This is a genomic window from Pareuzebyella sediminis (assembly GCF_008367235.1).
Taxonomy (GTDB): domain Bacteria; phylum Bacteroidota; class Bacteroidia; order Flavobacteriales; family Flavobacteriaceae; genus Pareuzebyella; species Pareuzebyella sediminis.
In genome coordinates this window covers 170,960-197,722 of record NZ_VTZS01000006.1, presented here as the reverse complement: position 1 = coordinate 197,722, position 26,763 = coordinate 170,960, and the positions used below count along the sequence as shown (strand labels likewise).

Genomic DNA, 26,763 nt, shown 5'->3' with positions numbered 1-26,763 from the left:
CAAAGTTACAAAGATTTCTGGGTGTTTCTCGCCTCTAAAACTAAATAAAACTGAACCCCGAACAGTAGGGATGCCAAGATCAAATGAATAGATTGCGTCGTAAAGGGAAATTCAAAATAGACCATAGTGATTCCTGTTAGCACTTCAAGGAAGAGAAGTAGGAGCACCCAATTTATTTTTGAAAAACCCAATCGATTTTTGTAAATGATTTGAGCCAAAAAAAGATTCAACAAGATAACAAGTATCGAGAAGGATCGATGGGTATAGAATTGCCAATTTGCGTTGTCGAGCCAAAGGTGCTTTGCCGTTTCGCCGACGACTTCGATTTGACCATCCACAAACTGGCGTACTTGTGTTCCCAAAATTATCTGAATCAGGCTGACGGCCAAAGTGATTACTACCAAAACATAAAGGTTTTTACGATAGGTAAAAGTCTTCGGATTTTTTCTCGAAGCGTATATCACATAGAGCAACAGGGCCACAATTATAAGCGCCATAATCATATGTGTGGTTATTTTGACGGGTTCTAGTACCGAATAGACTACTGTGGCCCCCAACCAAGCCTGAAAACCCATCGCAAAAACTACCAACCATGCGAAAATGGTTATTTTTTTGTTCTTTTTCCAATAGCCGATGGAGAGAATGCCCACTACCAAAGTTGCCAAACCGGCCAATGCGCCAAATAGGCGATTCACGAATTCGATCCAGGTGTGCCATGGGTTGAAAATGGCATAGTCGTGCTTGGTATAATTATCCCAGTTCTTATCTATGTAGGCCGACCCTGTAGAAAAATCGTTCTTGGCCACTTTAAGAGATTCATCCTTTATGATGACCTGACCGGCCTTATAGGCCTTAAGGGGCTGCCATTCTAACTCGGATGCTTCAGTAGGGGGGATGTAATATCCGAAGCATTTGGGCCAATCGGGGCATCCCATACCACTTCCGGTCATCCGTACGACGGCTCCGGCCGCAATTACCAGATATACCAAGACTAGTGCTATTTTTGCTGCAGAGTGAAAGTATTTCTTCATTTATGCGAATACATGCACTACAAAATTACCATACTTTGAGGGAAAAAAGTAGAAGAAACAGATCGATTTCTAGAAAAATCTTGGGGTTAGCCTTCTTTGATAGCGCGTCAAAAACTCATAGCGCAGCAAGACTTCAAACGATCCGTCATTAAAAGTCGCTCCCCCTAATGCAGAAATCTCCCGATCGTAAGCGAGACCGATCATAAAATTATCATTGACCTGAAAACCGAACATGGCACTTAAGGCTGCATTCCAACGATATGCAGCACCGAGCGTAAATTTTTCATTGAAAAGAAAGCTTCCCGAGAGGTCTATTTGAAGAGGAGTACCTTGTTCCATTCGTACCAAAAGTGCAGGCTTAAATAGAACAATGGGGTGTATATCGTAGACATAACCGGTCATAAAATAAAAATTGAGCTGATCGTTCGCTAAAAATGAATTGCTTGTTTCAGATTCATCGAAATGCTCTGTTTTCAAAAAGTTGGGAACGGACAGACCAATATAGAACCTCTCATTGTAGTAGTACGCACCTATACCAAAATTCGGTGAGAACTTATTATCGATATTGTTCAATCCAGATCCTACAACCTCTTCGTTGTAGTTGGCCAACTTCGTAAAATCGAGATTCAATAGATGTCCTCCTGCCTTTATACCAAAGGCCAATTTAGCTTCCCTTGAAAGGGGTAAGGTATACGAGAAGATGCCGTCGAAATAGGTTTCTTGGTTCGTACCATTGCCGATTTCATCATTGACTACGGAAAGTCCCAACCCAACACGTTCGGACATAGGAGTGTGTAGATTGAGCGTCTGTGTCTTCGGCGCACCGTCGATACCGAGCCATTGGGATCTGTGCATGCCAGTGATACTGAAAGCACCTCTTGACCCTGCATAAGCAGGATTAATTGCCAACGTATTGTACATGTACTGGGTATATTGGGGTTCAGGTTGCGCCCATAAGAATTCGGCCTGAACCACAATGAATAGAAGAAATAGGTAGCGTTTTCCCATTTAGATTTTTTCACACCGCATGATAGTAGGCATATTCTAACCTAATAACGTAGCATTGGAGCTTTCAGTATTTTTCTTCGTTAAGAATTCTAAGTCAAAAATATAGTTTTAAATGATGGTGATGTCCTCCATGGCAAGATAAGGTCAAATGAAATTTAATTATAAGCCTATTTCTTTACCTTTTTCTAACATGAATTTCTTTGCGGCTTCATATTCGTTGGGTATTTGGCCCTCAAGAATAGCTTCCTTTATAGCATCCTTGATAATACCTATTTCTTTGGAGGGCTTTAGGTCGAATGTCACCATTATTTCCTCGCCGCTGATAGGAGGCTGAAAATTTCGAATGTGGTCACGGGCTTCAACTTCTTCAATCTTTTGGCGAACCAGCTTGAAATTTTCCTTGTATTTTTTTTGTTTCCTTGAATTCTTTGTGGTGATATCCGCTTCACAAAGCGTCATGAGATCGTCGACATGATCACCTGCATCAAATATCAATCTTCGAACTGCGGAATCGGTCACAAAGTCTTCCGACAGAATCTGGGGTCTGGAGCTCATAAGTACCATTTTCTGCACATATTTCATCTTTTCGTTCAGGGGCATGCGAAGACGTTTGAACAGGTTATAAACCATCTTTGAACCCACAAATTCATGTGCATGGAAAGTCCAACCGATTTTCTTATGGAATTTTTTTGTGGGTGCTTTTCCGATATCGTGTAGTAAGGCGGCCCATCGTAGCCAAAGATTATCTGTGGTTTTGGCTATATTGTCGACAACTTCCAGGGTATGCCAAAAATTATCCTTATGCCGCTGCCCTTCTATCTCTTCGATACCTTGAAGTGCTATCAACTCTGGCAGTATATAGGGCAATAGGCCAGTTTTGTGCAAGAGGGCAAAACCCAGGGAGGGTTTGTCGCAGGCCAGTATTTTATGTAGTTCCTCAACAATTCGCTCTTTGGAGATAATCTGAATTCTGTTTTTGTTTTCCGAAATGGCTTGGAGCGAAGCAGGTTGTATTTTAAAATCGAGCTGGGTGGCGAACCGGATTGCCCGCATCATCCTCAAGGGATCATCTGAATACGTAATTCCAGGTTCCAATGGGGTTCGGATAATTTTTTTGTCAAGATCTGACAGCCCATCGAATGGATCCAGTAGTTTGCCAAAGTCGTTAGCGTTTAAGGAGAGGGCCAGCGTATTAATGGTGAAATCCCTACGCTTTTGGTCATCCTCCAAGGTGCCATTTTCAACAACGGGTTTTCGACTATTACGATGGTAGCTTTCTTTACGCGCTCCCACAAACTCAAGTTCGATATCGTTGTATTTGAGCATGGCTGTTCCGAAATTTTTGAAAACCGTAACTTCGGGTTTTTCCGGTAACAACTGGGCGAGTTTTTTTGCCAATGCAATACCGCTACCGACTACCACTATATCGATATCTTTGGGTGCCCCCCTTTTAAGCAAATAATCGCGTACAAAGCCTCCTATTACGTAAGAGGGTGTGCCAAGCTCTTCCGAGGCTTTTGTAACGAGTTCAAAGATCTGACCTTGTAATGCTTGTGTATGCTTCAAAATAATTTTTCGTTGCTTCAGGATGGAAAAGAAAATACTTTTCTCTTTTCAAAATAGGTTGTAAAGGTCAATAATCCTTTTTTCAATTATTCACGGATTACCTTTACCGTACCATCGGCCCCTAATTTTATAATGGAAGATGGTACCCCTGATTTTTCTTCGGAAGGCAAATTTACCACATAGTCTACACCTTTTAAAATGACATTGTCTATTTCTGAAAAAGTTTTTGGGGTGTCTTTGCCCGATATATTTGCCGAGGTCGATACAATGGGCTTTTTAAAGGTCTGAATAAGATACCTACAGAATTTGTCAGACGCCACACGGATAGCCAAACTATTATCAGGGGCTATCAGGTTTTGGGCAATACCTATAGGATTGTCGTAGATGATGGTGGTGGGCTTAGTGGCCAAATCCATTATGTCATAAGCGAGGTCGGGCACATGCTGCACGTACCTTTCGAGCATGGCATCATTGGCAACCAAGCATATAAGAGCCTTGGAGTCTTCTCTTTTTTTAAGCTCGTATACCTTACTGACAGCCTTGGCGTTGGTGGCATCGCATCCAATGCCCCAAACTGTATCTGTGGGATAAAGTATAAGTCCACCATGCTCTAGTACTTCCACACAATTCTGCAAGGCCGTAGTAAAGTCGATCTTCATTATTTTTTATACTTTAATTTCTCACGCTGTACACTTTCGATATCAAGAATATCCTTTTGCTTATACGTTAGCGCCTGATGGGTCGCTCGCAGGTCTCTACACAACTTTCTAAGGCCCATGGGTTCTAGTGAAGCGGCATGGTCGGTACCTTTCCAAGTTCGGTCAAGGGTGAAATGACGTTCGATAATAGGGGCTCCAAGGGTATAGGCGGCCACGTCAATGGCGATACCTAAATGATGGCCCGAAAATCCGATGCTTTTAACCTTTTCACCATATTTTTCCCTGAGTTTTAGAATGTCTAGAAGACATACATCTTCAAAGGGTACGGGATACCCCGATGTACAATTATAGATGACCAAGTCTTTATTTCTGCCTCTTTCCCCAAAAAAGTTAACGAGCGTCTCAATTTCCCCCTTGGTGGTCATGCCTGTAGAGATATGTATTTCTCCTTCGTAATTATCCGATAGCCAGCCTAGCATTTCGAAGTGATTATTGCAGGCCGATGGTATTTTTATAAAATCGGGCCGTAAGCTTGCAATTTCCTTGGCCGAAGTGGTTTCCCATACCGAAGTGGAATAGGTGATGCCCACTTCTTCACAATAGGCCTTCAATTCTTGGTGTTGGGCAACATCGAACTCCAGAAATTCGCGATGGGCGCCGTAGGTGTCGCCATAGGAGTTGGCAGGATTAGGATGTGCGGCGTTGTATTGCTCTTCGGTAAGTAGTTCCTTGTTATTGCGTTTCTGAAATTTTACGGCGTTCGCATTACCGAAAATTTTAGCCATGTTGATCATCTCTTTGGCAATTTTCATATCGCCTTTATGGTTGCATCCGATTTCTGCGATAATATAGGGCTCTTTATAATTCATTTGAATCTAAGGTTATAATTGATGATAAATTCACAGGCTTCGCGAATAGCACCATGGGCGGAAGCTTTTTTCAAGACGATGTCTGCGTGGTACTTTATCGTTTTGGTTGCATTGATAGGGCATAAAGACCAGCCCACCCTCAGCATATTGCTTAAATCGTTTACATCGTCTCCGACATAGGCGATTTCTTTGGGTGAAATATTCCTTTCGGCACACAGCCTTTCCAAGAACGAATATTTGTCTTTTACACCCAAAAATGTATCTTTTAATTTCAATTTTTTCATTCGTTGCCCAACTACTTCCGAATCTTCAGAGGTCATAACCATGACATTAACGTTGTGCTGACGTAATATCTCGAGCCCCATACCGTCACGCATATCGAAGATTTTCGAAAATTCTCCTTCCTTATTAAAAGTAACCCTACCATCGGTAAACACGCCATCGACATCTAAGATGAGATGATTGATGCGCCGAGCCGATTTTTGGCTCTTGAAATTGGAAATCAGCAATTGTTCGATAAGCTGCCAATCGGTTTCAGAATCGATTTCGACCAATGTATCTTCGGGCATATGAATCATACCTATTTTACCACTTAATCTATTTTTTGATTCCAGCAGGCAGGTTTTATATGTACAATAAACCGCCCCGTTTTCAATAAGCAGACCTTCGAAGTCTTGCCTTCGGGGTCTGGCCATAACATCATAATTTAGGGGACTACCTTCTTTTGACCAAGTAAAGCGGTGGGTTTTTACCACACTGAGAACGGCATCTAAAGTACTCTCTTGTAGTTTAAGTAATGCCGCGTTGATATCGTGTCGATTGGTCAGGGGCGAAGTGGCCTGAAGAAGGCAAAACACATCAAAATCGGTAGGCTCATTGGTACAAAATTCTAACATGGCCGCTTCGGTAGAAGCGGTGTCCGATGCATTCTCTGCTGAACGTTTAAGGGCCTTTACCTTTGAAGTCCAAGTATAGTGTTGCTCCACATAGGCAATGATCTCTTCGTCATCGGTAAAAACGTAAACCTCGTTAAGATTTGAAAATATAGCTTCTGTCAACACCCAAGTGAATAGTGGCCGACCAAGAAGTTTTCTCTTGTTCTTTCCGGGGATGCCTTTTGAATGCTTTCGTAAAGGAATAAAACCTATGGATTTTTTTGACATAGTGGCGTGTTAAGAATCAACGACCATATTTTGAATGAGGTCTCTCGTCGCTTTGACCGTAAATTTATCCAAATAATCCTTACCCAAAAAAAATCGCTGTTTTACAATTTCGAGGTTGGAGAGGGCGGTCGAAAAAAGCGTATATCCCCTATCGAAATAAAAACCTTCCCTTAGCCCGAGAATTTCAATGGGAAACAAGGCCGGCAAAACGGTGATATCTTTAAAATGCTCTTTGTAATCTGTAGTTTCCCTAGGGTGTGTTTTCAGTACAATATTCATGCTAGAGGGCACTTTTGAAATGATATCCCTGTAAATGGCTATTTTTTCCGCTTCGTTTTTAATGACCTTATCTTCAGAAATCGGCTGGGTTAGAATAAGGGCGTTGTTGGCACTGTCAATGGTAAAGGTATGTTCTGGAAGAAAAATAGTAAAAATTTCATGTTTGGTCTTTTCGTCCAATTTCATAACCTCCTTTTTGATATTGAGCTCAACAGCCTTATGGCGTATGGGCTCGGGCAGTCTTTCGGGAAACTGGGCTAAAATAGTATGTACCTCTTTATCGAACCCTCCTCCTATGGGGGCCTTCGTAATTTTTGATTTGATAAACTGTTCCATCGGACTATGTCGTTGGCGATAAGTGCGTGCACCATCTTCGATCATAGTGATTCCTTTTTTTCCAAATTCATATAGAAAATAACTTTTTGACGAATCGGTATCACAGAGATAAAGAGCGGATTTTTTTATAAAGTCTTTTTCCTTGGATAGCATAGGGTGTTTGGCTTCCAAGTATGGGATAAGTTTCTGTTTTCTGCGGAAGGAATAATTGAACGTACCTAAATGTTCAACGTGATGTCTGCGCTCTGAAAGGATATGTACATCCCTGAAAAAGTGAGCTTTTAGATTAGGGATCAAGGTCTCTATCATCGGCGTACTCTCCACTAAAAATAAGAGATTGTTACCTAAGTTATTGGTATCGTAGTGCGAATCCCTGAGTATATGCAGCAGCGTCAGATAGATATGGTATATGGTGGACCCTACATAGGTTCTGCACATATAAATTAAGGAATTTTATTGGAGATGGAACTCAAAAAACTACATTTGTAAAAGTAGTCAAAATTAAACAATCTTTAGTGAGTGCGGTAAGCGTCGTCGTTAGTACATATAACCATCCCGAATGGTTGAGGAAAGTTCTTTGGGGTTTTCAGTGCCAGACCTACAAAGATTTTGAACTTATCGTGGCCGATGATGGTTCAGGGCCAAAAACCAAGGAGGTAGTAGATGAACTTCGCGATAAAGTATCATACGATATCAAGCACGTTTGGCAAGAAGATGATGGTTTTCAAAAATGTAGAATATTAAATAAAGCCATCGTGGCAAGCGATGCCGATTATATTATAATGACCGATGGGGACTGTATTCCAAGGGAAGATTTCGTTCAAGTGCATTATATCAACAAATTGCCAGGTTATTTTATTTCTGGCGGCTATTACATGTTGCCTATGAATATATCAAAGGCCATTACTTTGAAAGATATCGAAGCACAAAATTGTTTTAATATTCAATGGTTAAAAGAGAAAGGAATCCCTAAGACTTTTAAAAACAATAAGCTTACGGCCCGTGGTTTTATCTCCACTTTGTTCAACACTTTTACACCTACCAATGCCAGTTGGAACGGGCATAACTCTTCGGGTTGGAAAAAAGATATCCTAAATGTCAATGGTTTTGATGAGCGTATGCAATACGGAGGTGAGGATCGGGAATTCGGGGAACGCCTGTTCAATTTCGGGGTAAAATCGAAACAATTGAGATACAGTGCTGTCTGTGTTCATTTAGACCACGAGCGAGGGTATCGTACCCCGGAAGCTATTGCTAAAAATCAGATTATCCGAAAGGAAGTCCGCCAAAAAAAAAGTGTGTGGACCTATCACGGCATTACCAAATAGTAGGCAAGCTCATTTTTCTTCTCCAATTTTTTTAATTCGCGGTAGCGCTCAAGGTCGCTCAATGCATTCAGATAACAGATAATAACACCTTTTTTACCATCGAGAAATCCCAGTCTTATCACGTAATGGTTAAAGAACTTCCAGAGTGGTTTAAAAAGCAGCGACAAAAAGTTGAACCTTTTCTCACGGTAAAAGTCCTCTTTGGCCTTTAGTCTGCCATACTTTAGCATTTTTGATTTATAGTCTTTAAAGTTTTTATAGCAGTAATGGGTCAGTTTTTCTTGAAAAACCCCTGATTTTCCATCAACGTCAAGTGTTTCGTGTACTATTTTTTTATCGGAGAACTGCGCCTTACTTTTTCTAAAAAGACGATAATTTTTGTCTGTTTGCCAGCCGCTGAAATGCAGTGGTCTACGTTCGAACATAAATTTTCGGTAAAACCAAAAAGCGGCATAATCGGTATCGTTATTGACCGTTTCTATAATTTCTTTTTGAAGTTTCTTGGAAACGGTCTCATCCGCATCCAAAAAAAGTACCCAATCATTATTGGCCTGTTTTAGGGCAAACGACTTCTGATGGGTGAAATTGATAAATGGATGTTGAAGTACCTTTACTTTAGGATGATTCTTCAAATACTCATAAGTACCATCGCTACTATAGCTGTCTACAACGATTATTTCGTCTGCAAAGGCGACGGAATCAATACACTGTTCAATATAACCTATCTCGTTATAGGCTATGACCAAGGCGGATATTTTCTCTCTTTTACCGTTCATTGAAATCTAAATAATCAGTGTCTCGCGTCTCTTAAGACAAAATTATAACTAAAAAAGGGAGAAAAAAGTATATAAATACTTAAAATTCCTACAAAATTTATACGGCAACATCATATTCCCTCAAAGCATCGTTAAGGGAAGTCTTTTTGTTAGTACTTTCTTTTCTTGTCCCAATTATCAACGCACAAGGCACCTGAAACTCCCCGGCAGAAAACTTTTTGGTGTATCCTCCAGGTATAACAACCGAACGGGCCGGAACCCTACCCTTGATTTCTTTTGGACTATCTCCTGTAACGTCAATAATTTTTGTAGATGCGGTGAGTACAACATTGGCTCCCAAAACCGCCTCTTTTTCCACGTGTACACCTTCTACAACAATACATCTCGATCCTATAAAAGCGTTGTCCTCTATGATGACCGGAGCAGCTTGAAGGGGTTCAAGTACCCCTCCGATACCGACGCCTCCACTCAAATGTACATTCTTTCCAATTTGGGCGCAACTACCTACGGTGGCCCAAGTGTCTACCATGGTGCCTTCATCGACATAGGCTCCGATATTCACATAACTGGGCATTAAAATAGTACCTGCCGAAATATATGAGCCATGTCGGGCAACGGCATGAGGTACCACCCGAATACCTTTTTCCTTATATCCTCTTTTCAGGGGTATTTTGTCGTGGTATTCAAAGATGCCCGCTTCCAGTGTTTCCATTTTCTGTATGGGAAAATAGAGCACTACGCCTTTTTTAACCCATTCATTGATTTGCCAACCATCTTCAGATGGTTCCGCACATCGTAGTTTACCTTGATCAAGAAGGTCGATTACCTCTCGAATAGCCTCTTGCGTCTTCGATTCTTTTAAAAGTTCTCGGTTGTTCCATGCTTTCTCAATGGTTTCTCGTAAATCGGTCATCTGTAGTCGTATTTTAAAATGGGTTAATGCTTATGTCTTATTTTTGCAATGATCTGTACTTTTTTTGAACAGCTCTCTGACCCTGCAAATATAATTGGTCAAAAATGATTTGCGGATTCAATTTTACGCTTATAACAATTTAAAGGTTATTTTTGCCAAAAATATAGGGATTTGGGAAGGTTGATGGCATTGGATTATGGTAAAAAAAGAACGGGTATAGCGGTTACTGATGAGCTACATTTGATTGCTTCCGGTTTGACTACCGTAGCTACGATAGATTTGATGGAATTCCTTCAAGATTATCTTGCCAAAGAAAATGTCGAGGTTTTTGTCATTGGTGAACCCCGAAGAATGAACAACGAACCTTCGGAAGCAGAAGAATATATTGTGCCTTTTCTAGATTGTTTGGCGAAGGTATTTCCTGAAATATCAATTGTTAGACAGGACGAACGCTTTACATCGAAACTTGCAGTGCAAAGTATGATTGATGGGGGCATGAAACGAAAGAAAAGAAAGGATAAAGCATTGATAGATGAAATAAGTGCAACACTTATATTGCAGGCCTATTTAAATAAAAAAATATAAATGATTTTACCGATTGTTGCTTACGGTGATCCTGTATTGCGAAAAAAGTGCATGGAAATACCCAAAGGTTATCCAAAATTAGAAGAACTTCTAGAAGGTATGTGGGAAACCATGTATAATGCTAAAGGTGTGGGCCTTGCGGCCCCTCAAGTAGGCGTGCCACTTCGATTGTTTTTGGTAGATACTACACCCTTTGCTGATGATGAAGAACTGTCGGCCGATGAAAAAAACCAGTTGGACGGTTTTAAAAAAGTTTTTATCAATGCAACGATTGAAGAGGAAGGGGGAGAAGAGTGGACCTTTAATGAAGGCTGCCTAAGTATACCCGATGTCCGTGAGGATGTGAAGCGGAAAGATACGGTCACTATTTCCTATGTCGATGAAAACTTTAAGACCCATAAGGAAACCTTTGATGGACTGATAGCAAGGGTAGTTCAACATGAATACGACCATATAGAGGGAATACTCTTTACCGATAAATTGTCACCCCTAAAAAAGAGAATGCTCAAAGGAAGGTTGAACAATATCTCGAAAGGTAAGATTCATGTTGATTATCGTATGCGGTTTCCTAATATGAAAAAAGGGCGTTAGTTTTACCGTAATCCATCGAAAAATATCATATTTGCGCTCCTAAAACGTAATCTTACATATGAGTTTAGACAAAATATTAGCCATTGGAGGTAAACCTGGTCTTTATAAACTGGTCACCCAGACCCGAACGGGTTTTGTTGCCGAATCCTTATTGGACAACAAGAGAATAACCGTAGGAATGCAGAGCAATGTGAGCATACTCTCTGAAATAGCGATTTATACCCTCGATGAAGAATTGCCGTTACGTGAGGTTTTTCTAAAGATTCAAGAAAAGGAGAACGGCGAAAAGACAAGTGTAGGTCATAAAGACGAGAAGATAAAGCTTGAAGAATATTTCTTTGAAGTATTGCCCAATTATGATGAAGATAGGGTCTATGCCAGTGACATTAAGAAAGTGATACATTGGTACAACATACTTAATGACAATGGAATTACGGATTTTTCGGCGAAAGAAGAAAAGACTTCAGAAGATTCGACCGAGGAGGAGTAAGTGATTTGAAAAGTGCATCATCGCTCTATACACCCTCTTTCAAAGAGGGTTTTTTTGTGGGGTTAATTGGTTAATACTTATATTCGATGTGAACTTCAAATACCACGAGATGCTTAAGAAAACTTTGCTCACGTTGACCGGCATTGTATCGACGATCCTGTTTTTCCCTATCGTAGCTCAAGAAAGTAAAAAGGCCACGGAAGAGCTTCCTCTAGAACCTGAAAGAACCGTTTTTTTTACCACTCAAGAAGGTACTTGGATATCACTTGATGTAAGCCCCGATGGTAAAACTATTGTTTTTGATTTGATGGGCGATTTGTATACCATTCCAATTTCGGGAGGAAAGGCTACTCAAATCACGAGAGGTATGGCCTATGATGTGCATCCAAGATATAGCCCTGATGGTAAATCGGTGGTGTTTATTTCCGATAAGAGCGGGTCGGACAATATTTGGACGTTACATCTTCAATCTCAAGAAGAGAAACAGATTACCGAAGAGAAAAAGCATAATTTCTTTTCAGCGGAATGGACCCCGGATGGTGCGTATATTGTAGGAGTAAAGGGCAGAAGAAATATCAAACCGTATATTTATTCTAAAGAGGGCGGATCGGGTGGCCAATTGGTCAGCGAGCCTAAAGATCTTAAATTGACGGACCCCGCTTTTGGCGCCGATGGTAGACTGCTTTATTTTTCGCGGCGCAATAAAGCATGGAACTACAATGCTCAGTTGCCCCAATATCAGGTAGGTACCTATGATATGGAAGATGGAGACCTATCGGTCATTACTTCAAAATATGGTTCTGCCTTTACACCGACCCTTTCACCAGATGGTAAGTGGCTGGTCTATGGTACCCGCTTTGAAGAAAAAACAGGGCTCATTCTACGAAACCTGACGACGGGAGAGGAGCGTTGGCTGGCTTACCCGGTTCAACGTGATGAACAGGAGTCCATAGCTCCGTTAGGAGTTTTACCGGCGATGTCGTTTACCCCTGATTGTGAACATTTGGTTGCTTCGTACGGCGGAAAGATCTACGCCATTTCCATCGCTGAAAATACCGCCAAGGAAATTCCTTTTTCAGTTGACGTGCAATTGGATATGGGGCCTTTACTGTCCTTTAAATATCCTATCGAAGATTTGGAGGAAGCATTTGCGACACAGATTCGCGATGCGGTCCCTTCTCCCGATGGAACTAAAATAGCGTTTACTGCCCTAAACCGGCTGTATGTGATGGATTTTCCGAATGGAACTCCTGAACGTCTTACCAAAAACGATTTTATAGAAGCGGAGCCGAGTTGGTCGCCAGATGGAGAGTATCTGGTGTTTTCTACGTGGCAAGAAGGCGGCGGACATCTTTATAAGGTAAACGTCGATGGACGTCCCAAACCTATTCAGCTGACCCAAGTACCAGGGCTATATAGCTACCCCGAATGGTCATATAATGCCGACCGTATTGCCTTTCATAGGGGCAGTGCTCAAACCTTTCAAGATTTGTTGGGTACCCGTTCGAGCCGTGCGACCGAAGACCTGATGTGGATTTCCGCTGAGGGTGGGACACTTCATTTGATCGATAAATCGAAGGGGCGACAACGACCGCATTTCACTAAAATGGATAATCGGGTGTACCTGAGCAATTCGAACAAGGGTCTATTGTCCATTAGGTGGGACGGTACCGACCAAAAAGAACATTTGAAGTTAAAAGGCATCGAAACTTTCGGTTCTCAAGATAAATTTGGAGAGCATGGCCTTCTACCTTCAGAGGTCGGGGCAGATGACGATAAAGCATCCAAACCTGACTTTATCAAAATTGCCCCGGACGGAAAATCGGCCTTGGCACAAATCAATAACGACATTTATGTGGTTACCATACCGAGGTATGGAAAAACGCCCAGCGTATCCGTGGCCAATGTGGACAAGGCGGCTTTCCCTGCCTTAAAATTAACCAAAATTGGAGGTGAATTTCCAACGTGGTCGTCAGATAGTCAAAAGGTGCATTGGTCTTTGGGAGCCAGCCACTTTAAATACCATATCGAGGAAGGAAAAAAATATAACGATAGTATCGCCCGGTTGAAGGAAAAGAAAAAGGAACAAAAGAAACAAGAATCGCAAAAAGATACCATTGAAACCGATACCGAGAAAAATGAATACCCTGATTTTAAAGTAGCCGAATTTAAGATTAAGGTACCTTATACGAAAGATAGGCCGAAGGGTTCGGTATTGCTCAAAGGGGGGCGTATAGTTACTATGAAGGATAAGGAAATCATTGAAAAGGGGGATATTTTAATCGAAAACAACCGTATTAGGGCCATTGGTACATCGGGTAGTTTAACCGTACCCAAAGGAATCGAAGAAATTGATGTTTCCGGCAAAACACTGCTGCCTGGTTTTGTGGATACGCATGCCCATTTGAGACCTACTTGGGGTATTCACAAAAATCAGGTTTGGATGTATGCGGCCAATCTGGCCTATGGTGTCACTACAACGAGGGACCCTCAAACTGGAACCACCGATGTACTTACCTATTCCGATATGGTGGAGGCGGGAATGGTAGATGGGCCAAGAATATATAGTACAGGACCCGGCCTTGGCTTTTGGAGTTATCAATTGGAAAGTCTAGATCAGACCAAAGACGTTTTACGACAGTACAGTGATTATTTCGATACTAAAACCATAAAAATGTATTTGGTAGGTAATCGACAGCAGCGGCAGTGGGTCATAGAGGCCTGTAAAGCATTGAAACTGATGCCCACGACAGAGGGGGCCCTTGATTTCAAACTTAATATGACACAGTTGATCGACGGGTATCCAGGTCATGAGCATTCGTTACCGATTTACCCTATTTATAATGATGTAGTAAAGACCATAGCGACATCAAAGATGGCCGTAACCCCTACGTTGCTTGTGTCGTACGGCGGACCTTGGGCAGAAAATTATTACTATTCCCGAGAAGATGTTTGGAACGATGCAAAGCTACAGTATTTTACGCCCTACAAAGAATTGGCTCAGAAGAGCAGGAGAAGGCCAAGTTGGTTTATGGATGAGGAACATATTTTTCAAAAACATGCCGAATTCATGAAAGCCTTGGTCGAGGCAGGTGGGTTGGCAGGTATTGGAAGCCATGGGCAACTGCAAGGACTAGGGTATCATTGGGAACTCTGGTCGGTAGCGAGTGGCGGAATGCAAAACCACGATGCCCTACGGGTAGCTACGATTTTAGGTGCTGAGGCCATTGGTCTCGATGGAGACATCGGAAGTTTAGAAGTGGGAAAGCTGGCCGATATTGTAGTATTGGAAAAGAATCCTTTGCAAGATGTACGCAATTCAAATACCCTGAACCACGTGATCAAAAATGGTAAAATTTATGATGCCAACACTTTGGACGTTATTTGGCCTAAAGCTGGGAAAGCCGAAAAGTTCAATTGGCAAACGAAAAAACCAGAAGGGCTTCCCGGTATAGAAGAATGAGCTGGCGCACAAGCTACTGGAAAGCACTATGTAGGCTTACAGGAATATGCCACCGGAAACTTCTATACGTTGCCCATTGATCCAACTGGCCTCTTCGGAACAAAGAAAGGCAACCACTCCGCCGATATCTTCGGGTAGACCAACTCTGCCTAAGGCCGTGTTTTCAGCTATTAGCTTGCGTTTCTCTGCATTATTTTTGTTGATGCCGCCCCCAAAATCAGTGGCAACTGCCCCAGGTGCTACGACATTAGCTGAAATTTTTCGGGCCCCAAGTTCCTTTGCTAAATAGCGGGTAAAAACCTCTACGGCACCCTTCATACTCGCGTAAGCGGAAGATCCTGGTAGGCTAAACCGCGCCAGCCCAGATGAAATATTGATGATTCTCCCACCTTCGTTAAGAAATGGTACCGCTTTTTGTGTCAAGAAATAAACTCCTTTAAGGTGTATGTTCATCATTTCGTCAAAATGTGCCTCGTTGGTTTCCAAAAAGGGTCTATAAATGCCCGTTCCCGCATTGTTGATCAAGAAGTCGAATTTTAATCTTCCATCCTTCATCTTTAGATAAGAAGCGATTTGCGTAAAAAATTGGTCAAAAGATGCTATGTCGGCAACATCGAGCTCAAAGGCCACGGCTTTTTGCCCCATTTGCTTAATTTTAGCGATCACGGCTTCGGCGGCGTCACTGTTCGACCGATAGGTGATAATGACCTCAATTCCTTTTTTTGCTAGGTTCTGGGCTATATCGGCACCGATTCCGCGACTACCGCCGGTAACCAGTGCTATTTTATTCGTGTACATGGTATTTTTATTATATGCCAGGAGTTGTTCGTATTCGACCCAGAATTAAGATTTAGATACGCCACCTCGGGGAACTTTATTTCATTCAATCGTATGGGCAAGGGCTTTTTGAACCACTTCAAAAGTTTTTTCATAGCTGTGTTTCAATAAGGTCTTTGGATCCATAGTTTCCCAATACCCCTTATTGAAAAGTTCTACAGAAAAACCTCCACGAAAACCAGCATTATACAATTTGGGAATAACCTTATCGAATGGACAAATACCTTCTCCGGGCAGTACTCTGTCGGCATCGGTAAGTTGATTGTAGACAGGAGTATCTGGGTAGTCGTTCATGTGTATCACCGGTAGTTTCCTGCCGTTGAGAAGGTCAATCGTATCCCAATGGTTGCCGCCCCTATACACATGGTAAAAATCTAAGAGTATGGTGGCTTTTTCATGACCTGTAGCAATGGCAATTTGAGCACAATCGGCAATTTTATGAAGTGCGCCCATTCCCCATAACTCCAAAATAGGGGTTACGCCTGATTCGTCTCCCAATTTTAAAATAGAAGCATAGCGCTCGGCGTAGGCCTCATATTTTGTAGGATCTATCGCTTCGATTCCCTGTACCGGAGCGGCAATATAGGTGCCTCCCATACCGGCCGTTATCATCATTTCTTCCCTGAGTTGGTCAATAGCCTGAGTCCTTTCATTGGCATTATCACTACACCACTTTGAAAATCCTATAATATTCTCCAAGACCAGGCCACGATGGGCTAATTGGTCTTTTAACTCTTGAGTCGTACCTCCTTGTTCAAGAAATGACTTGATATTACTCATCCACAATTCTATACCATCGAAACCGGCATCTGCCACCAAATCGATTTGAGAGGCTACATCTAGTTTATAATGTAATAGGGTAGAGGTATTGAGACTGACCCTCATCGGTAAAACCTTTTTATCCGTTGGCCTTTTCCCCTTCTGGTTTTCGATCGTATTTGAAGCGAATGCATAACCTCCCATGGCGGCAAGAGAGCCTTTGAGACCGGTCGCTAGTGCTTTTCTTCTTGTAATTTTATCCGACATATACCTACCTTTGAATATTGATGCCATATACGGAAACGCTTTCCCGTCTTAATCCTTATCTATTTCCTTATAGCTGTACTTGCTTTTCTCCCAATCGATTAAGGGCGATGGATAATATTTCACGTCCATTCGGTCTAAGAACGGGGCCTGATTTGCCAAACGTACCTTATACCTTTCCCAATCCCTATTCTCAGGGATCGACCATGCCAGTTCCGCATGACCGATGGCTCTTGGAAAAGCTAGATATTCCAGTTCACCGATTTCACCTACCGTTTCAGACCACAGTGGAGCCTCAATGCCCAATATACTTTCGACGGGAATACCTTCATAGTTCTGAGGTGACCAAGTATAGGCCGAATCTGTGGGAATATAAGCTGCCCAATGCAACCCATATTTGGATAGCGAGTCGTATTGCATGTCCAGGTACATTTTTTTAGCAGGTGACAAGATGATTTTCATACCTTTTTTAATAGCTATATCAGCATTTTCCTTACTGGCCCAGAACTGGGCGATAGTCGTCGAATCCATATCGCCATGTACCATCTCATCCCAACCGATGGCCTTTTTACCATATTTATGCACTATTTTTTCTACCCGCTCCATGAAATAGATATAATCTTTCATTTTTGTCACATGGGTTTCATCGCCGCCCATGTGGAAATAGGGTCCCGGTGTTATCTCGGTGATTTCTCGAATCACATCGTCAAGAAAGGCATATACCGTATCTTTTCGGGTGTCAAAAGTGCTAAAACCTACTTCGATGCCTTCGTATAGTTCGGGGGTCTTGCCATTGCCATTTAAAAAAGGATAGGATACTGAGGCGGCATTGGAATGGCCGGGCATATCTATTTCCGGGATTATCACAATATATCTTTCCGCGGCATACGCCACTATTTCCTTGTACTCTTCTTGGGTATAGAATCCGCCAGATTCACCACCAACTTCTGTACTGCCTCCTATTTCTGTGAGTTTGGGCCATGATTTGATTTCGATGCGCCAACCTTGATCGTCCGAAAGGTGTAGGTGCAAAGTATTGAATTTATAATAGGCCAACAAATCGATATATTTTTTAACATCTTCAACACTAAAGAAATGCCGTGCCACATCGAGCATACTGCTCCTGAAGCCGAAAGTAGGGCTATCGATAATTTTACCCGTGGGGATGGGCCATACTTCGTACGAAGCCAATGTGTCATTGGCGGAATTGGGTATTATCTGTCGCAGGGTCTGAATGCCCCTAAAAGCCCCGGCAGCCGTATTTGAATTCAGAATAACCGAGTCTTTTGTAATATATAACTGGTAAGCTTCTGGCGCATCAAGTTCCAAACTGTCTGACTGGTTAATGAAAATAACGCCTTCCCGTTCAGGAATTTCGTCAACGTTTACGGGAACATCGATATTCGTCTTTTCCTTTATTTTATCGGCCAAGAATTGACCAATTTCAGGAAAGCCGGTCACATTTTGGGAAGTGTAGATGGCTGTAAATTGGTCAAGGGCAAATCCGCTGTCGGTAGGTATGACCTTCACAGGAATAGGAATCATATTTTCCATAGCGAGATCGGTCTTTGGTAAATTCAATTGTCGTTTCTTTTTTTCGGTTTCGCATGAAAAAAAGAGAATAATCAGGCTGCAAAGGACTAAGCTTCGAATAAAATTGGATTTCATTGTTTTTGATGGTTAAGAGTAAAAGGGTTTTACGGCTAAAATAAGCCCAATGCCCTTTCTGTTTTGTTTTTTAAAATTTCTTATGCAATCGTACCATTCTTAATTAAGATAGTCTTTAATGCTGTCGAACCATATATCATATCCCTTAGAATTCATATGCAGCCCGTCTTCGATAAATATATCTTGCATCACTTTTCGCCCATCTAACATAGGATGCCATACATCTATGAACTGTACTTGGGCATTATCGTTGGCCAATCGTTTTAATTTCCGGTTGAGCCGTTTATACTTTCCCCTAAGCTCCCATCTCGCAATGCTGGGCTTCGGCGAGATGATCATAATTTTAGTAGTGGGGTCGTTGCGTAAAATGCCCCCGATGATCTGGTTGAAGTCCGATATTATTTCCTTAGCATCTTTTCGGGCCGAAACATCGTTATCTCCTTCATAGAGAAATACAGTTTGGGGTTCATAGCGCAAGATGAGGTCATAGATGTAGTATAATAGATCGGAGGCCTGTGAACCTCCAAAACCTGAATTGATAACTTGATATTCGGGAAATCGCTCTCGCACATCGCGCCACATACGAATGCTTGAACTACCGGTGAAAACGACCGTTTCTTTCGAAGCATCCCCAAGGGTATCATATTTTTTTTGTATGTCTTCTACTTCTTTTTTAAAACGTTCCGTATCTTGTGAAAGGCATGGTTTGGCAAAAAATAATAGGGCAAGCAGTAAGGCATGTTTCATTTTCTGTGTGATTAGTCGCCCAAGTTAGTTTTTATCTCGGTACTGGTCAAAAAATTCTTGTAATGAAGAGGACAGGCTAACCCATTGTTAAGGAAAATGATGCTATAATATAGACCACTTAAATCGGTAATTATGAAAATCAATCCAAAGTTTTCTACCCCCTTTATCTATCTTTTTTTCTTCGGTTTGGCCCTATCTTTCAAGACATCGGCACAGCAAATAGCGAAGGAAAAACTCATTTTTTTAACCCCGGAATGGGAAGGAAAACGGTTGGAAGACGGTAGACCGTATGTTTCTGACGACATTCTAGAACGTATGAAAGGGGTAACTTTAGAAGAGGCCTGGGCGGTACTTAAGGGAGAAAACTATAAATATCAGTATGCTGAGCATTGGCAGGCCATAAACCCCGACAGTGTCCTGGTTGGAAGGGCGGTAACCGCCATTTTTATGCCAGGACGCCCGGATATTCATCGGGTAATCGATGATAGGGGGCATAACGAAGATGGGCGCATCAAATCACAGAACTCTTGGCCTATCGATATGCTTACTAAGGGCGATGTTTATGTTGTAGATCAGTTTGGGGCCCATGTCGATGGCCCGACAATAGGGGATAATCTCGGAAATTCCATTTATGCCAAAACCGGAAATGGTATCGTGTATGACGGAGCTATTCGCGATATTGACGGATTAAAGGAAATAGGGGGGTTTACATCTTTTTTTAGAAGCTATCATCCCTCCCATCACCTCAACAATCCCGACGGGGCCTTGAATACCACCTTGATCGGTATCAATACCCCAACTCGAATCGGAATGGCCACGGTCATGCCTGGCGATGTCGTCTTGGGCCGTGATGGGGGTGTTATTTTTATCCCTCCACACCTTGCGGAAAAAGTGGTGAAGACTTCAGAAATTGTGCGGTTGCGTGATATGTTTGGCCATCAACGGCTTCGAGAACAGAAATATACTCCCGGCCAGATAGATTCAAGATGGTCCGACGATATAGAAAAAGACTTTTCGCAATGGCTCAATGATCATATTGACGAGCTTCCAGTGCCAAAGGAACAGATACAGGAACTATTGAAAACAAGAACCTGGTAGTTTACAAAACGGTAGTGGCATACCGCATAGTCATAATCTGTGATGGCATCATGAAAATATATAAAGCAAAATAGAATCCTATGAAAAATTCAAGAAGAGATTTTTTGTCCAAAGCTATGGCGACCACCGCTTTAGGAGCATTGCCATTCGCTAATTTCGGTAGGGAATTGGAAACGGCGGTAGATCATACTCCAAAAATGTCGGCTCCTTCAGACCTCAAAATTACCGATATTAAATGTGGTTACATCAGAGGCGGCCACAGTCTCTTCGTAAAAATTTATAGTAATCAAGATATTGTGGGGCATGGTGAAGGTGTGGATGCGACTCCGGGAACGTATCATTTGGTCAAAATATTGGGACAACGCTTGAAAGGCCAGAATCCGCTGAATGTGAACCGTTTGTTCGAAGACCTTCGAAAAAGAGGTTTTTTCGAAGGTGCGCAATCGGGGATGTATGTTGCGGTGTTGACCGCGGTCGAAACCGCTTTGTGGGATTTGACCGGTAAAGCCCTGAACCTTCCCGTGTACCAATTACTTGGTGGCAAGTTCAGGGACAAAGTAAGGTTGTATATGGATACCGCCTTGTATCAAAATCGGCTGCCAAAACCAGAAGATTTTGCAGCAAGTGCAAAGGAGGCGGTCGATATGGGGTTTACCGCAGTAAAGTTCGACCTCGATCAGGCCAATGATCCCAACAAGTACGATCAGTTTAATTGGACGGCCAGCCCCGCCGAGATTCAGCGAATGTACGATCAAATGGCCGCGGCTCGTGAGGCCGTCGGTCCCAATATTGATATTTGCGCCGATATGCATGGCCGATATGACGCTATTTCAGGTGAAAAAGCGGCCAAAATTTTAGAGCCTTTGAATATGATGTGGCTTGAAGAACCTATAGCTGCGGAGAATCCGGACGCGTACAAGAAGATTACCGATTCTACCAGTACCCCTATTTGCGCAGGAGAAAATCATTATCTAGCCCACGGCTTTCGTCCACTACTGGAAGATGGGGCCGTAGATATTATTATGCCCGATTTACAGAAGGCAGGAGGTCTCGGTGAAGCACAACGTATTGCGAATTTGGCGAACCTATATTATGTGCCTTTTGCACCACATATGGTGGCTTCGTTTTTAGGGGCCATGGCCTCTTGTCATGTGTGCGCTTCCGTACCTAATTTTATGATATTGGAATGGCAGATCTATTTTCACAAAGACCCTATGTTCAAGGAGATTGTCACATACGATGGACCCATGACCGAAAATGGCTTTATAAAACTATCGGAAAAACCAGGAATTGGGGTCGAGATTAATGAAGAGGGTATGAAGAAATATGCGCCCAAAGATGTTCCCTTTTTTGAATAATGGAAAGAAAGCCAGTTGGCCTACGCCTAGTCATAAAAAGGGATCCGATCTATTAAATACCTATCCAGAGATAAACTAAGGCCGCCACAAACCCTCCGACCAAAGGTCCAACGATAGGTACCCAGGCATACGACCAGTCACTGCTACCCTTTCCTTTGAGGGGTAAAAGTGCGTGCAAAAGCCTTGGTCCGAAATCTCGGGCAGGATTGATGGCATACCCAGTGGGTCCGCCCAATCCGAACCCAATGCCCATAACCAGAAGGGCAACAGGTAAAGCATCTAAACTGCCTAATGATACCGGTTCATTGGAAATCGTGCCTCCGGCAATGTAGAAAACCCCGAACACCAATGCAAAAGTACCTATGACCTCTGTCATAAAGTTCCAGAAGGGACTTCGAATAGCGGGTGCGGTGCAGAAGGTCGCCAAGATCGAACCCTGATCTTCCGTTGCATCATATTGTTTTTTATAGGTGAGCCACACCAGAAAATTGCCCATCATAGCACCTAAGATCTGCGCAAGCATATAACCTGGTACTAGATTCCACTCGAATTTACCGGCGGTCGCCAGACCTAATGTTACGGCCGGGTTCAAGTGAGCGCCACTGACATCGGCACTAACAAAGACTCCGATGAAAACAGCGATACCCCAGGCAAGTGCAATACCGGTCCATCCGGCATCGGCTCCTTTGGTTCCTTTTAATACAACGTTTGCAACGATACCATTTCCGATGAGAATTAGCATACCGGTTCCGATGAATTCAAAAATATAAGTGGTCATTGAGGTTGGTTTAAAGGGTGATGTTTAGCTATTTTATGTTTTGACCTTAATCGATAAGGGATTGGTAAACGAATTGACGCATAATCGTTCCGTAATAATTGTTGTAGGGCTGCACCTGTGTCATTAGAATGGCGATAAGTTCTTCCTTGGGGTCAATAAAAAAGAAAGTCGAGTAAGCCCCGCTCCAGTAATACTGCCCGACCGAACCTAGGCTCTTGCTTTCGGCCACATCGGTCGTTACACCGAAACCAAGCCCAAAACCTTGCCCGTCCGCTTCATAGAGGTCTCCCACCTGGTTCATCGTCATAATATCTATGGTCTTAGGGCTCAAATAGCGTTTTCCTTCCCATGCTCCTTTATTCAGCATCATACGACAAAACTTCATATAATCGGCAGCGGTGGAAAAAAGACCGTGCGTGCCCCCAAATACCGTGTTGCCTTCGACTGGCAATTGTTGTGCCGAGGTGACCATTTCCCCCTTTTCGTTCTTATTGTGCACAGGAACCCAACGCTCTTGACTTCCTTTCTTTATGTTGTACCCTGTATCTCTCATTTCTAAGGGATCGAAAATTCGCTTTTGCAGAAAATCGGCTACTGTCATTCCTGAAAAATGTTCAATTAAAAGGGCGAGTACGTCAGGAGATGCACTATAGTACCATTGTTCCCCGGGTTGCCCTATTAATGGGAGGCTTACCAACGTATTGACTCTACTTTCAATGTTCGCTTGAGGTTGACGATACAGTGCGTTGGCGATGGCATTATCTAGTTTGGTGCCCCCAAGACCGTGGGAAAAACCTGCTGTATGGGTCAAAATATGGTGAATGGTTATTTCTTTGTTCGCAGGTTCTTTAGGCCCATCGATGCCAGCGTTGACATCTGTAGATACTTTTAAGTCTTTAAACTGGGGTAGATATTTCGATACCGGGTCGGTTAAAAAGAAGTGTCCTTCTTCATAAAGCATCATAAAAGCAGCGGTAACGATGGGTTTGGTCATTGACATCAAATGAAAAATATCATTTTGTTCCATAGATGATTTCTCAGCAAGACTACGATATCCATAAGAGGCCTCATGTACCGTTTCACCTTTTCGTACGATGTATGACACGGCTCCCGGCAAACGGCCATTTTTAACCTCTCCTTTAAGAAATTGATCATACCGGTTCAAACGTTCTTTAGAGAACCCTGTATTTCCAATCTCGGTATTGGTAGAAATTTGAGCCTGCAACGAAATGCCCGAGCTAATTAGTAGATACAGAAATAAGAATGGTAACCGATATGACATGTATTTAAAGATTTTTGTTTTTTAGATAAAAAATAGGCATCTCGTTTTGGAACAAGAAAAATACATATTTGGGATCAAGATACATTTTACTTTTCAATTTTACGAATGTCTTTATTTTCAGGCTTTAATTTTATCACTTTGATAAAGATTTTTTTAACTTACAAACACTTTTGTCGAGCATTTTTGCTCGAATTTCATTTTTTTCTAATAATCTTAAAATTATAGTACTATGAGTGAAACATCTGATAAATTAGCTTCCTTAAAAAAGACGGCAGTAAAACAACTAAACGACTGCGGGGTTTCTAATATCGACGATGATCGTTTAGATGGCTATGTGAATAGCCTTAAGTCAATGGTGAACAACCAAGATGCGCTACTGGTTTCAGGTACCGACGCATCTGAATTGGAAACTGTTCGTAGAAATTTTGTGGAAAAAAAATTAGGTATAAGCGATAAAGAAAAGGGAATGGCCGCTATACATAAAGTGGCCGAAAAGATGTCTAGTATCCGTATGAAGAGTAGACCGGCATTCTACTATTTACTTCATAGCGAATTGAGTTAGTGCTTTACTATAAATAGCGAATTTAATATATAGGCCCTTTACAAGATAACGTCTTGGTAAAGGGCTTTTTTCTTACTTCCAACGACCTTTCAAACTGAAAAAACAGTACTTTTAAAATAGAAAGACCAGCCAAATAAATGAAATATTCCAAACTCGGGTACCTTATCATTTTTTGTTTACTATTACCATTCTTTTTGACGGCTCAAAATCAAGCGACATCTTTCGATGTAAAGCCCCGACCTTCCACTACAGCGGTTTCGATACCGATTGCCCCTGTTTTAGATGGAAATGTATTGAACGACGAAATTTGGCAGACGGTTACCGCTTTCGGGGAGTTAAGTCAAACTCAACCTAATTTTGGGCAGCCGGCCACCGAAAAGACGGAAATTCGTATCGCCTACACCGAAGATACTTTTTATGTGGGGGTCGTTTGTTATGATGCCCGTCCGGATAAATTGGTGGTTTCAGACGCCCGTCGCGATGCCGATCTCGACAATACCGATGCATTTATTTTCATACTGGATACCTACATGGACAGTCAGAACGGCTTTATTTTTGGAACAAATTCTCTTGGGGTCGAATACGATGCCCAAGTCGACAATGAAGGGCAAGGCAATCAAAATGCCAATCGCCAACAGGGCGGAACCATTGGTGGTTTCAATCTCAACTGGGATGGATCTTGGGAAGTGCGTTCAGAAGTAGGTGAGTACGGATGGAGCGCCGAGTTCGCTATTCCCTTACGTACACTCCGCTTTCAATCGGGGAGGGATTGGGGAATCAATTTCAGAAGAAATATCCGAAAAACAAATGAAATAGTCTATTGGGCCGAAATGCCTGTTGGTCTAGATCTGAATCGACTTTCACTTGCTGGAACCTTAACAGGATTGCAGCTTCGAAATCCGGGAAACCTTAAACTCATTCCCTATGCATTGGGGCGAATAGATAAAGATTATGCAGTTGCTTCGCCTACCCATAAAATTTCTGGGGAAGTTGGAGGGGATGTGAAATTTAGTGTAACGCCTAGCCTGACATTAGATTTGACCTACAATACCGATTTTGCCCAAGTGGAGGTTGATGAGCAGCAGGTGAATCTCGATCGTTTTAACCTTTTCTTTCCGGAGAAACGTCCCTTTTTCTTAGAGAATGCCGGTCTTTTTAGCGTAGGTAGCCCCGGAGAGGTAGATCTGTTTTTCAGTAGGCGAATCGGTATTGGTGAAAACGGTAGTGTGGTACCCATTATCGGCGGTGCCCGTTTGTCGGGAAAACTCAATCGTACCAATGTCGGACTCTTAAGTATGTGGACGGAGGAAGTGACCGAGGCCAGTGTGGAAGAGCATAACTTTACCGTAGCCAGAGTGAATCATGAATTCAAGGGTCGCACAGCTTTGGGTGCAGTATTTATAAATAAATTAGGGCTGCAATCCGATGATTTTAACCGGACCTTAGCGGTGGATGGAAAGCTGGGGCTAGGAAAAAAAGCGAGAATGATAGGCTTTTATGCCCATACCCAAGACCCTAACGATACCATCAACGCACATTCTTTCAAATGGCAGACCGATTACATTTGGAACAATTGGGAGATAAACGCTGCATACACCGAGGTCGGTGAGGGCTTCAACCCTGAAGTAGGGTTTCTTTTGCGTTCCGCTTTTCGCAAACCTGAGGGTAGGATATTGTATCACCTGAGGCCAAAGGACGCTAATGCTAAAATATTGGAATACCGGCCTCATATTTCATACCGGGGATATTGGAATTTTGATGATTTTTTGGAAACAAGTTTTCTACATATCGATAATCATTTTGAATGGAAGAACGGCACCGAATTACACACGGGAGTAAATTTCACCACTGAAGGTGTGGTCGAAGCTTTTGACATTTCAAGAGGAAAAAGTGTAATCGTACAACCAGGAAGTTATAATCATGTGGAGTCTCAACTTGTATTTTTTACGAATCGTAGTAATCCTTTTTCCGTGAACATCCGTTCGGTAATCGGTGGTTCCTTTGGCGGTACGCGCTATCAAGAGAGTGTGACGGCAAGCCTGCGTTTAGGCGATAAGTTCAATTCCGATTTTACTTTTTTATACAACAATTTCCAGCTACCCTTTGGTGATTTTACGGCTAATATTTTTAGAAGCCAACTTTCGTATGCCTTTCGTCCGAACATCTACATTCAAGGTTTGATACAAAACAATACAACCAACAAGCTATGGGCCGCAAATTTAAGATTTGGGTGGCTGCAACGGGCCAACACAGGGCTTTTTGTGGTCTGGAACTACAATCTGCAAGACGGTGACCCATTGAACAACAGCGTAATCGTCAAATATACACGTATGTTCGATTTGGTACGATAATC

Annotated in this window: 24 protein-coding genes; 9 read left to right on the top strand and 15 right to left on the bottom strand. The window is 42.4% G+C overall.

Features of this window, described 5'->3' with window-relative positions; all coding sequences use genetic code 11:
- Positions 1-5 precede the first annotated feature (5 nt).
- The 7 genes from F2B13_RS18745 to F2B13_RS18715 form a co-directional block, all read right to left on the bottom strand.
- Positions 6-1,031 (bottom strand): COX15/CtaA family protein, encoded by a 1,026-nt coding sequence (locus tag F2B13_RS18745; RefSeq protein WP_149275218.1) that lies wholly within the window; start codon positions 1,029-1,031, stop codon positions 6-8.
- A gap of 69 nt (positions 1,032-1,100) precedes the next feature.
- On the bottom strand, positions 1,101-2,039 hold the full coding sequence (locus F2B13_RS18740) for a PorP/SprF family type IX secretion system membrane protein (RefSeq protein ID WP_149275219.1): 939 nt from the start codon (positions 2,037-2,039) through the stop codon (positions 1,101-1,103).
- A 159-nt stretch (positions 2,040-2,198) separates the two neighbouring features.
- Positions 2,199-3,605, bottom strand: coding sequence for a CCA tRNA nucleotidyltransferase (locus tag F2B13_RS18735; RefSeq protein ID WP_394348978.1), 1,407 nt, complete (start codon positions 3,603-3,605; stop codon positions 2,199-2,201).
- An 86-nt stretch (positions 3,606-3,691) separates the two neighbouring features.
- The gene (locus F2B13_RS18730; RefSeq protein ID WP_149275221.1) at positions 3,692-4,264 is read right to left on the bottom strand and encodes an L-threonylcarbamoyladenylate synthase; all 573 of its coding nucleotides are present in this window, start codon (positions 4,262-4,264) and stop codon (positions 3,692-3,694) included.
- Entirely contained in the window at positions 4,264-5,133 is an 870-nt protein-coding gene (locus F2B13_RS18725) for an N-acetylneuraminate synthase family protein (protein ID WP_149304837.1), read from the bottom strand. The genes F2B13_RS18730 and F2B13_RS18725 overlap by 1 nt, the downstream gene beginning before the upstream one ends.
- The gene (locus tag F2B13_RS18720; RefSeq protein ID WP_149304836.1) at positions 5,130-6,296 is read right to left on the bottom strand and encodes an acylneuraminate cytidylyltransferase; all 1,167 of its coding nucleotides are present in this window, start codon (positions 6,294-6,296) and stop codon (positions 5,130-5,132) included. Before F2B13_RS18720 ends, F2B13_RS18725 begins: the two co-directional genes overlap by 4 nt.
- Positions 6,297-6,305: 9 nt before the next feature.
- The gene (locus tag F2B13_RS18715; RefSeq protein ID WP_149304835.1) at positions 6,306-7,349 is read right to left on the bottom strand and encodes a glycosyltransferase family 52; all 1,044 of its coding nucleotides are present in this window, start codon (positions 7,347-7,349) and stop codon (positions 6,306-6,308) included.
- 77 nt (positions 7,350-7,426) lie between these two features.
- On the opposite strand from F2B13_RS18715, the gene F2B13_RS18710 reads away from it, so the two are divergent.
- Complete coding sequence (locus tag F2B13_RS18710) at positions 7,427-8,239, top strand: glycosyltransferase family 2 protein (protein ID WP_232622955.1); 813 nt, start codon at positions 7,427-7,429, stop codon at positions 8,237-8,239.
- Here the strand turns inward: F2B13_RS18710 and F2B13_RS18705 are convergent.
- Together F2B13_RS18705 and F2B13_RS18700 are read right to left on the bottom strand one after the other, a co-directional pair.
- Positions 8,221-9,015 (bottom strand): glycosyltransferase family 2 protein, encoded by a 795-nt coding sequence (locus F2B13_RS18705; RefSeq protein ID WP_149275226.1) that lies wholly within the window; start codon positions 9,013-9,015, stop codon positions 8,221-8,223. The two genes, F2B13_RS18710 and F2B13_RS18705, sit on opposite strands and share 19 nt — an antisense overlap.
- A 97-nt stretch (positions 9,016-9,112) precedes the next feature.
- Positions 9,113-9,928 (bottom strand): 2,3,4,5-tetrahydropyridine-2,6-dicarboxylate N-succinyltransferase, encoded by an 816-nt coding sequence (locus F2B13_RS18700; protein WP_149304834.1) that lies wholly within the window; start codon positions 9,926-9,928, stop codon positions 9,113-9,115.
- A 171-nt stretch (positions 9,929-10,099) separates the two neighbouring features.
- Between F2B13_RS18700 and ruvX the strand changes: the two genes are divergently transcribed.
- From ruvX to F2B13_RS18680, 4 genes are all read left to right on the top strand, one after another.
- Entirely contained in the window at positions 10,100-10,513 is a 414-nt protein-coding gene (gene ruvX, locus F2B13_RS18695) for a Holliday junction resolvase RuvX (protein WP_149275228.1), read from the top strand.
- Positions 10,514-11,104: a peptide deformylase gene (def, locus tag F2B13_RS18690; RefSeq protein WP_149304833.1), complete on the top strand. Its 591-nt coding sequence runs from the start codon at positions 10,514-10,516 to the stop codon at positions 11,102-11,104.
- Between the two features lie 58 nt (positions 11,105-11,162).
- Positions 11,163-11,594: a DUF5606 family protein gene (locus F2B13_RS18685; RefSeq protein WP_149304832.1), complete on the top strand. Its 432-nt coding sequence runs from the start codon at positions 11,163-11,165 to the stop codon at positions 11,592-11,594.
- Between the two features lie 109 nt (positions 11,595-11,703).
- On the top strand, positions 11,704-15,057 hold the full coding sequence (locus F2B13_RS18680; protein WP_149304831.1) for an amidohydrolase family protein: 3,354 nt from the start codon (positions 11,704-11,706) through the stop codon (positions 15,055-15,057).
- A gap of 36 nt (positions 15,058-15,093) precedes the next feature.
- Here F2B13_RS18680 and F2B13_RS18675 read toward each other — a convergent pair whose 3' ends face one another.
- From F2B13_RS18675 to F2B13_RS18660, 4 genes are all read right to left on the bottom strand, one after another.
- The gene (locus tag F2B13_RS18675) at positions 15,094-15,855 is read right to left on the bottom strand and encodes an SDR family NAD(P)-dependent oxidoreductase (RefSeq protein ID WP_149304830.1); all 762 of its coding nucleotides are present in this window, start codon (positions 15,853-15,855) and stop codon (positions 15,094-15,096) included.
- Positions 15,856-15,936: 81 nt separating this feature from the next.
- A complete protein-coding gene (locus F2B13_RS18670; RefSeq protein ID WP_149304829.1) occupies positions 15,937-16,920 on the bottom strand; it encodes a sugar phosphate isomerase/epimerase family protein in 984 nt (327 codons plus the stop codon).
- 48 nt (positions 16,921-16,968) lie between these two features.
- On the bottom strand, positions 16,969-18,585 hold the full coding sequence (locus tag F2B13_RS18665) for a family 20 glycosylhydrolase (RefSeq protein ID WP_149304828.1): 1,617 nt from the start codon (positions 18,583-18,585) through the stop codon (positions 16,969-16,971).
- Positions 18,586-18,684: 99 nt separating this feature from the next.
- Positions 18,685-19,332 (bottom strand): GDSL-type esterase/lipase family protein, encoded by a 648-nt coding sequence (locus tag F2B13_RS18660; protein WP_149304827.1) that lies wholly within the window; start codon positions 19,330-19,332, stop codon positions 18,685-18,687.
- A gap of 132 nt (positions 19,333-19,464) precedes the next feature.
- Here F2B13_RS18660 and F2B13_RS18655 point away from each other — a divergent pair, with 132 nt between their 5' ends.
- Complete coding sequence (locus tag F2B13_RS18655) at positions 19,465-20,430, top strand: RraA family protein (protein ID WP_149304826.1); 966 nt, start codon at positions 19,465-19,467, stop codon at positions 20,428-20,430.
- Between the two features lie 80 nt (positions 20,431-20,510).
- Positions 20,511-21,788 carry a mandelate racemase/muconate lactonizing enzyme family protein gene (locus F2B13_RS18650; protein WP_149275237.1) on the top strand — a complete coding sequence of 426 codons (1,278 nt, stop codon included), beginning with the start codon at positions 20,511-20,513 and terminating at the stop codon, positions 21,786-21,788.
- Between the two features lie 52 nt (positions 21,789-21,840).
- Here F2B13_RS18650 and F2B13_RS18645 read toward each other — a convergent pair whose 3' ends face one another.
- Positions 21,841-22,566: an MIP/aquaporin family protein gene (locus F2B13_RS18645; protein ID WP_149275238.1), complete on the bottom strand. Its 726-nt coding sequence runs from the start codon at positions 22,564-22,566 to the stop codon at positions 21,841-21,843.
- 46 nt (positions 22,567-22,612) lie between these two features.
- A complete protein-coding gene (locus F2B13_RS18640) occupies positions 22,613-23,848 on the bottom strand; it encodes a serine hydrolase domain-containing protein (protein WP_149304825.1) in 1,236 nt (411 codons plus the stop codon).
- 229 nt (positions 23,849-24,077) lie between these two features.
- On the opposite strand from F2B13_RS18640, the gene F2B13_RS18635 reads away from it, so the two are divergent.
- Together F2B13_RS18635 and F2B13_RS18630 are read left to right on the top strand one after the other, a co-directional pair.
- Positions 24,078-24,410, top strand: a complete 333-nt coding sequence (locus F2B13_RS18635; RefSeq protein WP_149275240.1) for a DUF2853 family protein — start codon at positions 24,078-24,080, stop codon at positions 24,408-24,410.
- Positions 24,411-24,547: 137 nt separating this feature from the next.
- Entirely contained in the window at positions 24,548-26,761 is a 2,214-nt protein-coding gene (locus F2B13_RS18630) for a DUF5916 domain-containing protein (protein ID WP_149304824.1), read from the top strand.
- Positions 26,762-26,763 lie beyond the last annotated feature (2 nt).